At 56.9% G+C, this 15,544-nt stretch carries 5 protein-coding genes; 4 read left to right on the top strand and 1 reads right to left on the bottom strand.

Annotated elements, in window-relative coordinates; genetic code table 11:
• Positions 1-127: 127 nt before the first annotated feature.
• From KBZ19_RS12615 to KBZ19_RS12600, 4 genes are read left to right on the top strand one after another with little or no spacing between them, the layout of a single operon-like run.
• Positions 128-1,999 carry a class I SAM-dependent DNA methyltransferase gene (locus KBZ19_RS12615; RefSeq protein ID WP_255101177.1) on the top strand — a complete coding sequence of 624 codons (1,872 nt, stop codon included), beginning with the start codon at positions 128-130 and terminating at the stop codon, positions 1,997-1,999.
• Positions 1,996-3,099 (top strand): restriction endonuclease subunit S, encoded by a 1,104-nt coding sequence (locus tag KBZ19_RS12610; protein WP_255101176.1) that lies wholly within the window; start codon positions 1,996-1,998, stop codon positions 3,097-3,099. Before KBZ19_RS12615 ends, KBZ19_RS12610 begins: the two co-directional genes overlap by 4 nt.
• The gene (locus KBZ19_RS12605) at positions 3,096-5,225 is read left to right on the top strand and encodes a DUF262 and DUF1524 domain-containing protein (RefSeq protein ID WP_255101175.1); all 2,130 of its coding nucleotides are present in this window, start codon (positions 3,096-3,098) and stop codon (positions 5,223-5,225) included. The genes KBZ19_RS12610 and KBZ19_RS12605 overlap by 4 nt, the downstream gene beginning before the upstream one ends.
• A complete protein-coding gene (locus tag KBZ19_RS12600; RefSeq protein ID WP_255101174.1) occupies positions 5,212-8,682 on the top strand; it encodes a DEAD/DEAH box helicase family protein in 3,471 nt (1,156 codons plus the stop codon). Before KBZ19_RS12605 ends, KBZ19_RS12600 begins: the two co-directional genes overlap by 14 nt.
• Positions 8,683-9,209: 527 nt before the next feature.
• On the opposite strand, the gene KBZ19_RS12595 is transcribed toward KBZ19_RS12600, so the two are convergent.
• Positions 9,210-15,533: a DEAD/DEAH box helicase gene (locus KBZ19_RS12595; RefSeq protein ID WP_255101173.1), complete on the bottom strand. Its 6,324-nt coding sequence runs from the start codon at positions 15,531-15,533 to the stop codon at positions 9,210-9,212.
• Between the last annotated feature and the right edge of the window lie 11 nt (positions 15,534-15,544).

Below are 15,544 nucleotides of genomic sequence, written 5' to 3'. Positions count from 1 at the left end.
GTCGTTCGCACGAACCTCCGACCAAGGCCACGCCCTCAGCCCCACACTGGGCTGATCCAAAAGGGAGTGCCAGACTGCGGCGTCGCAGAACAGCCTCTCCACAACTCGCTTTCAGCGTTCTGCCCCCATGCCCCCCCGCACCGACCTCACCGATGCCCTGCTGGCCTTGATCCCCGAGGACGGCAGCCGGCTCAGCAATGACCAACTGCGGGCAGCCCTGGCTCAGGAGGCGGAGGAACCCTTCACCGCCGAGGAGTTCGATGCCGCCAAGGATCATCTGGTGGCCATGGGGGCTGCGGTGAAAGTGAAGGGGCCCGGCGGCGGGTTGCGCCTGGCCGGGGTGGAACCACCGCCCAAAGCTGCTGCCGCATCAAGCAACGGCCGCAGCCGCCGCAACAGCAATGGCGCCGCCGCTGCCGGCGCCCAACCCTCGATCGCCCCCGGCACCACCGCCGCCTCGGTGCTCACCGGTGAACTGCGCAACCAGATCGATTCCATCTGGAATGCCTTCTGGAGCGGCGGCATCGCCAACCCGCTGGAGGTGCTGGAGCAGCTCACCTACCTGCTGTTCATCCGGCGGCTCGATGAGCTGGAAACCCTGGAGGAGCGCAAGGCCCAACGCACCGGCCAACCGATGGCGCGGCGGCTTTTCCCAGAGGGTGTGGATGGGCGCGATCGCCCCTACGAACAGCTGCGCTGGAGCCGCTTCAAGCATCTGGCCGCCGCTGAGATGTTTGCGCTGGTGGGCGAAAGCCTGTTCCCGTTCCTGCGCGAACTCGGCGGTGATGGCTCGGCCTATGCCGGCCACATGAAGGATGCACGCTTCACGATTCCCACGCCGGCGCTGCTGGCCAAGGTGGTGGATCTGCTCGACGCGGTGCCGATGGCCGACCGCGACACCAAGGGCGACATCTACGAATACATGCTCGGCAAGCTGGCCACTGCCGGCACCAACGGCCAGTTCCGCACACCGCGCCACATCATCGAGCTGATGGTGGCGATGACCGAGCCGGTGCCCACCGATGTGATGGCCGATCCTGCCTGCGGCACCTGCGGCTTTCCGGTGGCGGTGGGCGAATACCTCAGGGAGCACAACCCGGATCTCTTCAGTGATCCCCAGCTACGGGAGCACTTCAACCATGGCCTGTTCCATGGCTTTGATTTCGACAACACGATGCTGCGCATCGGTGCGATGAACATGCTGCTGCACGGGGTGGAGAACCCCGATGTGCGCTATCGCGATTCGCTCTCGGAAGACACCGCCGCCGAAGAAAACCGCTACTCGTTGATCCTGGCCAATCCGCCCTTCGCGGGGTCGTTGGACATCGAAAGCACCAGTGCCCGATTGCAGCGGGTGGTGAAGACCAAGAAAACAGAGCTGCTGTTCATGGCGCTGTTCCTGCAGCTGCTCAAGCCCGGCGGCCGGGCGGCGGTGATCGTGCCCGATGGGGTGTTGTTCGGCTCCAGCAAGGCCCACAAGGAACTCCGCCGCACCCTGGTGGACGACCACTTCCTGGAAGGTGTGGTGTCGTTGCCGAGTGGGGTGTTCCGCCCCTATGCGGGCGTGAGCACGGCGATTCTGCTGTTCACCAAAACCGGCCGGGGCGGCACCGATCAGGTGTGGTTCTACGACATGACCGCCGACGGCTGGAGCCTCGACGACAAGCGCAACCCGCTGCTGCCGTTGGAGAAGCTCGGGCCCGCTCCGAAAGAACCCCTGGCCGAAGACGAGCACGAGAAGAACAACCTGCCCGACTGTCTGAACCGCTGGCGCCAACGCGAGAATTCAGAGCGGCAGCGCGAACGCACCGCCCAGAGCTTCTGCGTGCCCAAAGCGGAGATCGCCGAGCAGGGCTACGACCTCAGCCTCAACCGCTACAAGGAGCTGGTGCACGAGGAGGTGGAGCATCGTCCGCCGCTGGAGATTCTTGCCGAGTTGCGGGCGATCGAGCAGGAGATCCTGCAGGGGATTGAGGAGCTGGAGGGGATGTTGCGATGAATAATTCTCGCGAGATTGAACTTGGAGAACTAATGCCCAAGGAGGGCAGGAGCTCGATCAACCCAGCCGACTATCCAAGCGAGGCATTTGAGCTGCTCAGCATCCCTGCTTACGACAGGAATTCCCCAGAGATTGCTTTGGGCGGTGAAATTGGATCCACAAAGCAAGTCGTACAACCAGGTGACGTTCTTCTTTCAAAAATTGTTCCCCACATCCGCCGAGCCTGGGTTGTCGAAAAATCAGCGGGTTCAAGACAGATTGCATCAAGCGAATGGATTGTCTTTAGCAACAATGAGGCAGATGCCCGATACCTCCGTCACTTTTTGCTATCTGATGGCTTTCATCGTCAATTTATGCAGACGGTGTCTGGCGTAGGCGGATCCCTTCTCAGAGCTCGCCCGAAGTATGTCGCCAAGATCAAAATCCCGCTTCCCCCACTGGAGGAGCAGCAGCGCATCGCGGTGATTCTGGATAGGGCTCAAGACATTAAGGGAAAAGCCGCCCAGCGGGCTGATTTGCTATCGGCGCTCGGAAGATCTCTTTTCATGCGCCGCTTTGGCTTGCCTTCAGAAAATCCGTATGAGCTCCCTCTCTATAGGTTAGTCGAAATTTGCAATCCCAAGCAATGGCCGACAATCTCTTCGAAGCAGCTCAAAGACAGCGGCTACCCAGTATTTGGTGCAAATGGGTTAATCGGATACTTTGACAGGTTCAATCACCCGCATCCAACCGTGCTGGTGACATGCCGTGGAGCCACCTGCGGCACAGTCAATATCTCTCCTCCCGACTGCTATGTGACAGGCAATTCGATGGCCATGGACGACCCAGACTACAGACTAATCACCACTGAGTATCTCGCATGGGTGCTGCGACTTCGGGGCATGCATGATGTAATATCTGGATCGGCTCAGCCTCAGATCACAAGGCAGGGGCTAGAGGCAGTAACGATACCCGTGCCGTCGATTGAAGAGCAGGGGAGTTTTTCGAATGAGCTCAGAGCTGTTAAGCGTGTGGACAACAGTTCGCGACTCTCAGAAAGATCAATATCCGAAGTGGCAAACTGCCTTGCGGCGCAACTTTCTGGTGACGGCAGAGCATGAAAGCCACCGAAGCCAAACTCCTCCAGATCCAGGGCGCTGTCTCCCAGTTCATCATCCCGATCTACCAGCGCACCTATTCCTGGACGGAGAAGGAATGCCAGCAGCTCTGGGCTGATCTCCTCCGCACGGGTTCCACGGAGGCCATCGGCGTGCACTTCATTGGCTCGGTGGTGCACATCGATGAAGGACTCGGCAACCTGGCCGTTCAGGCTCCCAAGTTGGTGATCGACGGCCAGCAGCGGCTCACCACCATCACCCTGCTACTCACCGCCCTGGCCGAGGTGCTGGAAGCTCTGCCGGAAGATCAGCAGGAACCGATCGAAGGCTTTGCCCCGGCGATGATCCGCGAGTACTACCTGATCAATCGGCTGCAGAAAGGCGACAAGCGCTTCAAGCTGCTGCTCTCAGATACCGACCGCGTCACCCTGATGGCGTTGGTGGATACAACAGCCGCTGCACCACCATCCGAACCCTCGATCCGCATCCAGGCCAATCATCAGTTCTTCCTGGAGCAGTTGCGTCAGCCCAGCACCGATCTCGCCATGGTGTGCCGTGGCATCAGCAAGTTGCTTGTGGTGGATGTGGCCCTCGCCCGCGATCAGGACAATCCCCAGCTGATCTTCGAGAGCATGAACTCCACCGGCCGGGAGCTCTCCCAGGCCGATCTGATCCGCAACTTCGTGCTGATGGGCCAGCCGCCCGAGCTGCAGGAGCAGCTTTACACCCTCCACTGGCGGCCGATGGAGCTGCTCTTTGGTCAGGAGGCCTACAGCGGCAACGAATTCAGCGCCTTCATGCGCGATTTCCTCACCCTGCAAACCGGGGAAGTGCCACTGCTCAATCAGGTGTACGACACCTTCAAGGCCTACGCCCGCCGGCCGGAGATCGAGCAGGCAGGCACCGAATCGCTGCTGAAGGACGTGCACGCCGTGGCGAGGCGATACTGCCGCATCGTGCTCGGCAAGGAGCCTGATCCCGCCCTCCACCAGGCGTTTTTCAACCTGCGGGAGCTCAAGGTCAGCGTGGTGAACCCCCTCCTGCTGGAGCTCTACGCCGACCATGAAGCCGGCTTGCTCAGCCATGGCGAGTTCCTTGAGGCCCTGCAGCTCTTGGAGTCGTATGTGTTCCGGCGGGCCGTCTGCGCGATTCCCTCCAACTCCCAGCAGAAGACCTTCGCCACCTTCAGCCGTTCCCTGCGCAAGGAGAACGGCCACTACCTGCCCGGCTTCAAGGCTCACCTGCTCAGCCTTCCCTCCTACCGCCGCTTTCCCAGCGACGAGGAGTTCCGTCGTGAGATCCAGCTCCGCAATCTCTACAAGTTCAACAAGAGCTGCAGCTACTGGCTTCAGAAGCTCGAGAACCACCAGCGCAGGGAGCTGATCGCCGTTGCCAACTACACGATCGAGCACATCCTTCCCCAGAACCCTGAACTGTCCGTTCCCTGGCGCCAGGCCCTGGGCGAGAACTGGAAGGCCCTCCAGGAGGAATGGCTGCATCGCCTCGGCAACCTCACCCTCACCGGCTACAACGCTGAGCTGAGCGATCGCCCCTTTCTCGAAAAGCGGAACCACGCAGGCGGTTTTGCCGGCAGCCCCTTGAAGCTGAACCAGGGACTGGGCCAAGTCGAGTCCTGGGGTGTGGAAGAGATTCAGGCGCGGGGGGCACATCTGGCCGAGCGGGCGCTGGCGGTGTGGGCGGCGCCTGAGCTATCGGAGGCGCAGCTGGCCGAGTACTGGAGCCGACCTGCCCACCCTGCTGCGGCCTACTCCCTGGCCGATCACCCCCAGCTGGCGAATCCTCAGATTCGTGCCCTGTTCGATGCCCTCGATCTGGGCATCCGAGCTCTGGACCCCAACGTCTACCAGGAGGTGCTGAAGCTCTACATCGCCTACAAGTGCGAGACGAACTTTGTCGACATCGTGCCGCAAGTCAGGAGCTTGCGGCTCAGCCTCAACATGCCCTTTGCCGAGCTGGATGACCCCAGTGGGATTGCCCGGGACATCACCACCATCGGCCGTTGGGGGAATGGGGACGTGGAGGTTCGGGTGGCCAGCCTCGCCGAGGTGCCCTATGCCATCGGCCTGATTCGCCAGTCGCTGGAGCGGCAGCTGGATGACAACGGGTGATGGGGTGGTCACGATGTCGGCAATGATCAACTCCCCATCCCAATACGGCCTCATTGCAAGCCAGTGGCCTGAGCTTCACGTCGAGGCCATCAAGGTGGAGAGCTTTGCCCTGAGCGATCCCCGCACCGCCTGCTTCTACGCCCGCCGCACCGTGGAACTGTTGGTGGAATGGGTCTACGCCAACGACAGCCAGCTGCAACGGCCCTGGGGGGAACCCTCCCTCTCGCAGCTGATTCACGGCACAGACTTCCGGCAGCTCGTGGGAGACCAACTCCTGGGTCGCTTCAAGCTGCTCAAAGACCTGGGCAATGACGCCGTCCATCGCGCCGAGGCGATCCGACCGGGCGCATCCGTTTTAGCGGCCACCGAGCTGTTCCAGGTGTTGCGATGGTTGGCCCTCACCTATGGCCGTGATCCAGGCGCCGTGCGCGGTGCTCGCTTCGACAAGGGGCTTCTGCCTGCAGCCCAACCGGCGGCAGCACAGCAGCAGGCCCAGAGCCGTGAGCAGCTGGAGGTGCTGGCCACCCAGTTGGCCGAACGGGATCAGCAGCTGCGAGCGGCTCGTGAAGAATCCGCCGCCTCCCGCGAGGAGCTGGAAGCACTTCGACTGGAGATCACGGCCCTGCGCAAGGCCAACCAGGCGGCCGCCCTGCCTGAGGCTGATCTCACCGAGTTCGCGACACGTCGCCTCTACATCGACCACTACCTCGAGGAGGTGGGCTGGCGACTCGGGGAAGGCCACTCCGATGAGGTGGAGGTCCACTGTATGCCGAACGCCGAAGGCATCGGTTTCGTCGATTACGTGCTCTGGGGGGATGACGCCAAGCCCCTCGCCCTGGTTGAGGCCAAACGCACCAGCAAGGATCCGATGCTCGGCCAGCAGCAGGCGAAGCTCTATGCCGATTGTCTCGAAACCCAGTACGGCCAGCGGCCACTGATCTTTCTCTCCAACGGCTACCGTCACCGCCTCTGGGATGACAGTCGTTATCCGCCCCGTGATGTGCAGGGTTTTTACAAGAAGGCGGAACTGGAAACGTTGATTCGTCGACGCGCCAATCGTCACTCACTGGCAGCCTCCAGCATCGACCCCCAGATCGTGGAGCGTTATTACCAGCAGCGCGCCATCCGAGCTATCTCTGAGTCGCTAGAGCGGGGTCGGCGCAAGGTACTGCTGGTGATGGCCACCGGCAGCGGCAAGACCCGCACCGTGATCGCCCTGGCGGATCTGTTGATACGCTGCAACTGGGTGAAACGGGTGCTCTTCCTCGCCGATCGCAATGCCCTGGTGCTGCAGGCCGAGCGGGCCTTCCGCCGCTTCCTGCCGGACTGCTCACCCGTGAATCTTGTCTCCAACCGTGGCGGTGAGGGGCGCGTGTTCCTGAGCACCTATCCCACGATGATGAACCTGATTGATGCGGAGGACTCCCGAGGCGAGAAGCGCTTCGGGGTCGGACACTTCGATCTGGTCGTGGTGGATGAGGCACACCGCAGCGTCTACCAGAAATACAGCGGCATCTTCAGCTACTTCGATTCCCTTCTCGCAGGCCTAACCGCCACTCCCCGCGACGATATCGATCGCAACACCTACGACCTGTTTGATCTGGAGGTGGGCCTGCCCACCGATGAATACGGCCTCGATCAAGCCGTGGAAGACGGTTACCTCGTGCCGTTCCGGCCCGTGACGGTGCCGCTGAAGTTTCCCCGCGACGGCATCACCTACGCGGAGCTCAGTGAAGAGGACAAATCCCAGTGGGACCTGCTGGACTGGGAGGAGGGTGTGCTCGGCAACGGCAGAGTGGAATCCGGTGCCGTGAATGCCTGGCTGTTCAACACCGACACCGTGGATAAGGGCCTGCAGGTGCTGATGACCAAGGGCATGCGCGGCTCGGACGGTGATCGCATTGGCAAGACGATCCTCTTTGCCCGCAACCACGATCACGCCATCTTCATCCAGAAGCGTTTCGATCATCACTACCCCCATCTCGCCGGCAAAGCGGCCCGGGTGATCGACAACCGCGCGCCCTACGCCCAGAGCCTGATCGACGAGTTCGCCGATCCAAGCAGCGGCCTCGACATCGCCATCTCCGTCGACATGCTCGATACCGGCATCGACATCCCTGAAATCGTCAACCTGCTGTTCTTCAAGCCGGTGCGCTCGCGCACCAAGTTCTGGCAGATGGTGGGTCGTGGCACCCGTCTATGCCCTGATCTGTTTGGCCCAGGAGAGCACAAGGAGTTCTTCTGGATCTTCGATTGCTGCCAGAACCTGGAGTTCTTCCTTGGCCAGGGGGGTAGTGGAGGCAGCTCGGCCCCTGAATCCCTCAGCTCGAAGCTCTTCAAGGCTCGCCTGGCCCTGATCGATAACCTCGATCAACAGGCTTCCCCGGGGGAGCAGACGCTGTCAGCGGAGCTGAAGGCCCACCGCTTCGAACTGGCGAATGGGCTGAGACGCCATGTGGCTGCCTGTCCGAGCGACAATTTCCTGGTGCGGCCCCATCTGGAACTGGTGGAGCGCTTCAGTCAGCCGGAAGCCTGGGAGCAGCTCAACGCCGATGCTCTAGCCAAGTTGTCCTTCACCCTGGCTCCTCTCCCCTCAGCCCTGGCCGAGGAAGACGGCGACACCGATGCTGACGCCAGGCGTTTCGATCTACTTCTCTACAACCTCCAGATCGCGCTGCTGAGAAGCGATCCACGCATCGCCAAACTCCAGGGCCAGGTGCGCGCGATAGCTGCTCTCTTGGAGGAACGGCACACAATCCCGATGGTGGCCGCCGAGATGGGCCTGATTCAGGATCTGCTGCTCGATGAGTGGTGGCAGGACGTGACGGTGCCCATGCTGGAGGAGGTGAGGCGTAAGCTTCGCGGCCTCGTGGGCCTGATTGAGCGACAGGCTCGCTCCCCCATCTACACGAGCTTCACCGATGAACTCGGGGAGTTGCGAGAGCTCGACCCCACCCTCCTGATCAGCCGCGATGAGTTCCGCCAGTTCCGGCTGCGGGCACGGGAGTTCCTCAAGGCCCATCAGGATCATCTCACCATGCAGCGGCTGCGCCGAAATCAGCCACTCACGGCCACCGATCTTGAGGAACTCGAACGCTTTCTCCTCAGCCATGACATCGGCAGCGAGAAGGTGATCGCCCGGGCTGCAGAGGAGTGCAACGGTTTCGGGCTCTTTATCCGCTCCCTGGTGGGGCTCGATCGCAACACTGCCAAGGAAGTTTTCAGTGAGTTCCTCACCGAGAACACTCACACCGCAACTCAGATCCAGTTCATCAACGAGATCATCAATGAACTCACGAGCCGTGGCGTAATGGACCCCACTCGCCTCTACGACCCCCCATTCCGTGATCTGGCACCCACTGGACCGGAAGATCTGTTCTCCGAATCGGAAGTGGACCGCATCTGTGATCTGCTGGCCGACATTCGTCAGCGGGCTGAGATTCCACTGGCCGCCTGAGAGAGACGAAGCCTGGCACGGGTCCGTTTCAGGCACCAACTGGTACACATCCATAATTTGGTGGCATTGGCTATCTGCCGCTGCCATCAGCCTTCGTGTCCGAAGATGCCCTGCTCACACTGTTGTCAATTGACTCTGGAGAGCAGCAGCACTTCCTTCTGCCAGGATGTGGTCGACCCAACAGTTTCTACAGCTGGCTGGCACGATGGTTAGGTGAAGTCGAGCCTGGACTCGCAAGGCTAACTATCGTACAGACGATTGAATTCATTCTCCATGGGGGCGGTAAGCCTCTGCGTGGGTATGACTCTTGCTTCTCCCTGTACAGGTATCTGATCACCTTCAGTGCTGAGCGTGGTCGAGTTCTTGTGTCAGCCTGGAGTCGCCAGGACACCTGCAGCCCCTGGGAAAGACTTTGGATGCCAAGACCGTTTAATGGTGTCGAGCGGTGGCCTTCTAGACACTGAGCCAATGGTTCAGTCGAAAATCCGACATTCTCTCGTTCCTACCTTTGCTCGGCAAGGTCACAACTAGCGTGAACGGTTGATCACAACATAAGAATCCTCGTGGACTCGGCAGGCTCCCTGATCAGGCCGAACGAAGTCAAGGCCCTTGTCAAACAGGATCTGAAAAGCATCACCATCATCTAAGTGAATGGAAAGCTCCCTCGCATGCTTCAAGCGCTTCCCATGCGGCGTCCGACCATAGGGCTGCCATACCAGCTCGGGAGGCTGATCGAGAGGCATCGTGTCAAGGGCCTGCTGGATCCGTAGGCGACGAGCATCAGTTCTCCTTTCGAATTCATCCTTGGTCTCCGCAGTTGAAACACGCATACGAGTCTTGGGATTCAACCATGGCCCCTTGAAGAGCTCCACAAATAGCTCTGCTGAATAGAGATCTTGATTGTCAAGATATCGGTCAGTGTACTCAACTTTCTGAAGTACATGACCATTTAAGAGGGCCTCAAGACCAATTCGAGCTCTAAGCTCATCAATGCTGACGGTCCCCCACTTCCTCTCGGGGAAGAAGATTTGAGTATCCGGATCATTGAGTTCCTGGAGATCCACCAAGCTTCCAGTGTCCCTCCAGCCATGAAGTCTCTCTAGAACGGTATGCACACCTTCTGTGCTGCGCGTCTCGAGACATTCAACAATGCCTCCGTCCTCCCCGGTACGCACTTGATAGGCAGAGCGATGGGACTGAGTAGAGCTGAAACACAAGCTATCTTCAGACACATTCTTTGATGTATAGAGCAGTAGTACATTCTCATCAATCCACTGTGATAAGCGTCTTCTCAGCAAGCGTGTGGAATTATCGGATGCTCTTTGAGGCAGACTCGGTAATACAAGCGTAACCGGTGTACCCGTTCGGTTACCGTCAATCGCTCTGGCAAGAAAGGCAAGGCTGAAAGGATCGCGGAATGAGGAGAACCCAAGAATGGTTTCTGCACCAGCCATACGCACAGCGCGGTCAAAGAGCAAGGTGACTCTCTCGCCATCAACCCTGCTGGAATGGGGTGCAAACGCCTTCTGCCGATCATCAGGCCTCAACTGCTCAACGATGGGCAGCAAAAATCGACGAACAAGATGGCGGTCCAAATCATCATGGAAGATCTGATTCGTGTAGGTGCGCAAGCAGTCGTAACAACTACTTCCACAACTGCATGAACTTACAAGGCTAAGCGTGCGCTCTAGAACCTCTTGAAACTTACCGGCGATCTTCTTACTGTGACCAGCGCCAGAAGCGACATTGTCATAGAGGACGAGTTCGGTAACACCAGGCTCATTCTCAACCGGACGGAACAGCCCATCAAGTTCAGCCCGTGGAACATCAATGACTTGGGCTGAAGCAGCAAGAATTGCATACGTTAAAGAGCGCCAAAAGCTGAGCCCTCCTGAGCTCTGGTCGCTGATGAATGAAGACTGATCATCCATTTCGGATGTGATTCCCGAGCCCGACTCGAGATTCCGAATCGATGAATGCAAAGCAGGAGGTCTAGCCTCTGACGTAAATCGAATTTTGACCAGATCACTACGGAATCGATGCGCAAGATGCACGTACTCATAGCGACCTTTACAGGCACCCTGAGTTATTGGGTGGGAATGCGGGAGTGCTGTTGAAGAATTCGCACGTCCATTGTCTGCAGATTTCTTCTTGCGCATTTCCTTGATCTGCTCCGTTAAGTCACGACCACAGCGGGTGCAGAGGGGAAAGCCAAGTTTCTCTGCGGAACGCCCTAACTTAGAAGAGCCCTGATTGGAGAGGAAGAACTCGCCCCCTTGACTCGCAGTGATTTGGAAGTACTGATAGCGCTTAGTTTCGGAATCATCATCTGCCTGGGCTAGAAAAACCTGGGACGTGGGCTGGCGAACTGGTTTACGGAAGGGCGTGACCTTTGGGACCTCTGCCCAGTCGGTAGTGAAGGCTCGAGGAACTTTATAGGCCCTTGAAGGCTTTGCACCTGGCCGTAGATCCGTTGCACAAACTGGGCAAGAGAAGATTCCATCACCACCTAGGCGCTGCTCAATAGCCTCCTCAGTGCTTTCACGTATAAAGAAATTGCAAGTTTTACAGCACCAGTAGTGGTTCGTTTCAAGATCTCCAACACGCACCACACCCACGCTTCGATGTACTCGATCATCAACAACGATGTCTTGCCCTGGTGAATACTCACTGAGCGCTAACCTTCGATCGCGCTGCAGTCGATGCCCGCCTTTGTAAGAAAATGAATTGACATTCTCCTGTGTCATCAACTGAACTACGTCAATGGGAAACCCATAGATTGGAAGAATGCTGGCCGTTGCCAGCTCCTCGTGCAGCTGACGATCGTTGATCTTTTGAATTTGACGCTGGATTGCCGGTTGACGTTTTAACAAGGAGTCGCGCCGTTTTTTGCTATCCTTGTCAGTCTTTGTTATGAGCTGAGTTAACTCGAGGTTGACACTATCAAGGATCTCCGCAAGACCATTCCAGTCTCGTTGTTGCTCAATGCAAAAAACATGAAGCCTTCTGCAGAAATCATTAACAACAGTATCCTTGGTTGCTTGACTCTCTAGAAGCACAATCCAATAGTCAATCAGATCGCGGGCTGCCCTCTCATGCAGCCACTCTGTGAACTCCTGAAGAAGTGATGACTGGATTCCTTCGGCTACGGGAGAAAGTTCCTCAGGAAAGCCAAGGAATTCTCCAATCAGAACCTTTTCGGCACCGCGATCACATCGATCACGGAGAAAGCGAGCCAATAATTCAGCACGAATGTGCCGACTCTGAATATCAAAGTTATGGGGATCGAGACTTGGAACCTGATTGCTGCCGGCAATCAGTCGGCTTGGTTGATCAAAATAATACCGATCATGCGGCCGTCGTTGACCATACATCAGCGTCACGGCAACACCATCGGTGCGCCTACCAGCTCGTCCAGCTCGCTGCTGATAGTTGCTGACATGGGGCGGGAAATTGCGCATGGCCACAACCTGAAGTTCTCCAATGTCGACGCCCATCTCTAGTGTGGTCGATGAACTCAGCAGATTGATTTGGCCTCGTCTAAAGCGATTCTCTCTCTGGGAGAGATCCTCTGTTTCCAACTGCGCTGTATGCTCCTCGGCACGAAGGGGCAACGGTTTTCGTGAAATCAAATTGCGATAATGATTGATGGGTAAGGACTTTGGCACACAAGTCTGAAGACTGCCCTTGCATTTGTAGGATGGACAGCTGAATGCATGCTTTCTCTTATCAGGATTGAGATTCCTCAACAGAGGGATATGGAACAACTGCTGACAAGATGGGCAGCAAAACCAATCATCGTCCGAGCAAGTCAGTGTGAGAATATCCCATTCCAATTGGTGGCCGTCATTGTAGACACTCAAGATGCGCTCGTTCACGAGCGACTGATAGAGTGAATTCATTGAGCCCTCACTGGGGAGTCCTCCAAAGAACTTATGGCAATAATCAAGAAGCCGATTCTGAAAAGGATGCTCGCCGCGATCCTTAGTTAGACGAGGCAGAAAAGAAATGGTGTCTTTCTCTTTAGGCACCTTTCTTAACTTCAGGCGGATTCGCGGACGTCCTGTTAAGCCAAGCATGCCTGGCATACCTCCATCCACACCCCCAGTCTCGGGAAAGTAATGAGAAGCGTCATCGAGGTCAACTGCTCCCAGGAGCCGAATCTGATCTGTAAGACTAGTGAGAAACACTTGTGCCAATTGCCTCGCATCTTCACCTTCAAGACTGAAATGACCAACTACCTTGAGGATGAGATCCTGACTGATCGCGTCGACGTGACATGCCAGCATTCCCAGAGACTCTATAGAGAATCTTCGAGAAGAAGGAAGGCCGAATTCGCGCAGTAAGAGCTCACGCGCCCTTTGGCCTGCCCACTGTAGACAATCTCGACGATTCTTCCGATCCCTTTCATTCTCATCATGAGGAACATAACTGCGATGATGGCGTTGGGGCTGTGGATCGGGATGTGGCACCGAAAGAGTGAGAAACTCGTCAGCAATCCCTGCCTCCACCTCTCGTATGCTCGCAACACCATCAGATTGTTTACTCAGATATGTATGCCATACAACTTGTCGATAGAGATTTTCCGTATGGGTACGTTGAAAATCCGAGGCAAAGAATGCAGCATCCTGGCGTCCATCTGAAAAGGTAAGAATCTTACGCTGTGTGGTACCAGGTCGCACATCAACCGAATCAGGCATCAGCTCAAACAACGTATCCAACATGACCTCCAAAGGTGCGTCTGAGAAAGAAACGAAGCGGCCAATCGAACCACTGAGTCGCTTTCGCGCTCCACAGGCGGGACAGCATTGCAACAGCCCACCCTCTTCATTGCCGCTTTTGGCAGGTCGATACCACTGGAGTGGCCAAACAGACCCACCATCACTAGAAGGCTTGAGGCGTACACTCCACTTGTCACCATCTTTCATCAGGGACAGTGGACTGAGGAGATAACCACCGTTCAAGACCAACCCTTCAGTGGCATCAGAGGATTCCTCTGCGGAATCTTCCTCACCGGTATCTTCATCACTGGTAATGTTATCGACCGGAACTGTGGTTACTACATACAATTCACTTTTGTCCTCCAGGTTTTCCAGAGACCTTGGCAAAGGTTGAAGCTGTTTGTTACGGACAATGCCGAGACCGAAGGCTTCACCACATTTGCGACAACTCGAAAGCTCAATAACTGGAGCTGAGCAACAACTGCACTCTTGCTGACTACTCAGGTAGAGACGACCATACTTAACTTTCTGAGTCGAATTGGGATCATGAGCGGCATCATCACATGCTGGATTCACACAAGCAAATAGACCTTCAATGCTGCGGAATAGCAAATGCAATCGAACGGGGAGTAAGGGAAGCTCATTTGGCGACGATCGTGCCAGGGTGCCTAGTTGCACCAGATTTGAAAGGGCTCTTTCGAGACGAAGTCGTTCTTCCTGCAAGACTTCTCCCTGGAGGGATGTGGGTACAGCCCATAGTTCATGGCTGTACGCCAATTGCTGCCATGGCTGTGGGCCACGGGCCAGAATCTTGATCAAACGGTGCATCACGGGATGGCCTTTGAGGGCATGCCACAAGAACTGATGGATCTCGCCTCGCCCCTCCACTTCTGCATTCTCAAGGACCGCATCAGGCACAAGGCAACTGAGCTGCAGCTTCCAAGCGGTCAACGTTGCTTTCAGTGAGGGAAGACTAAGCTCATCAACGAACTCATAGAGTTCCTCTTCCTGGAGTCCACCGGGAAGTTCGTAAGGTTCTCCGAGGCGTACTTCAACGGAAACCCGCTCACCCCAGATTACATCTTTGAAAGGTTCCCCCAATAGCTGACTGACGAAAGCAATGACCTTACTCTTGGTTTCTGGATCAGAACTTTCTCCCAGCGAGGCACTTGTGGCCATTGCCTGGATCTTACCGCTCTCTGATACTCCTACCGCAGACTTGAAGCGTTTAATCAGCATTGACACCTCGGTGCCAGTTGAGCCGTTGTAAGTGTGTGCCTCATCGACGATGAGCATGTGAAAGTGGCGAGAACTTTCAAAAATCCTTGAGCGCTCCAAGGGTCGCACGAGCATGTGCTCGAGCATTGAGTAGTTGGTCACCAGGATTTGTGGTGGGTTCTGCCAGATTTGCTCTCTGGATACAAGCTGAATCTGCAGGATACGAATCTGAGCGGCCTCCACAATGTCCTGATGGGGCCTGTCGGCTAGTGCTTCTTGGTCACGAATAGAAAGGAGCGATAGGAGCTCATTCCTGTCTGTTCCCTCCAGTTCCTCGCGTAAGGCGGCAATGGCCTTGTCTGTGCTTTTCTCTGTTCGGCTTGTGTAAAAGCCAAAGCGTATGAGCTGGTGGTCACTCCCCTGGCGACAGAGAAGCTGACGAAGACGCTTCACCTGGTCGTTCACCAGCGCATTCATGGGGTAGAGGATCAGTGCCTGCATCCCTGGCTGTGGGTTCTTCAACAGGTGATCCATCATCGGAACTGTGAAACATTCCGTCTTACCCGACCCTGTTCCCGTGGCCACAACAATGTTCTCCTGATCCTGAACCGCTGAGCGAATGGCCCTTTCCTGGTGGCTGTACAGCACACGATGAGGTGGATCGAACATCCGTAGGATTCCTGGGTCCAAAACACCTTCTCTTTGCAGGTCCAACAGAGACTTGTCACCCTGATAGGGCTGGGTCCCTTCGAGATAGGGGTCCTGAGCGACTGCACCAGGCTCCTGGAGCAGCTGTTCGAAGCCGAATCTCAGATGTGCATCACGAAGGAGATACGCCGATAGCAGGTACCGAATGAGGCTCTCCCGAGGCTCAGTGGCTGCAGCGACAGCATCCAGTCCTTTCGTAATCATGGGGAAGAAGG

The sequence above is a fragment of the Synechococcus sp. L2F genome, assembly GCF_024345695.1.
Lineage (GTDB): Bacteria > Cyanobacteriota > Cyanobacteriia > PCC-6307 > Cyanobiaceae > MW101C3.
Note: the sequence above shows the minus strand (reverse complement) of the source record. Positions and strands in the feature narration are given on the sequence as shown.

Coding starts and splice junctions, on each gene's coding strand:
- KBZ19_RS12615 (WP_255101177.1), top strand. CDS start 128: ATGCCCCCCCGCACCGACCTCACCGATGCCCTGCTGGCCTTGATCCCC.
- KBZ19_RS12610 (WP_255101176.1), top strand. CDS start 1,996: ATGAATAATTCTCGCGAGATTGAACTTGGAGAACTAATGCCCAAGGAG.
- KBZ19_RS12605 (WP_255101175.1), top strand. CDS start 3,096: ATGAAAGCCACCGAAGCCAAACTCCTCCAGATCCAGGGCGCTGTCTCC.
- KBZ19_RS12600 (WP_255101174.1), top strand. CDS start 5,212: ATGACAACGGGTGATGGGGTGGTCACGATGTCGGCAATGATCAACTCC.
- KBZ19_RS12595 (WP_255101173.1), bottom strand. CDS start 15,533: ATGATTACGAAAGGACTGGATGCTGTCGCTGCAGCCACTGAGCCTCGG.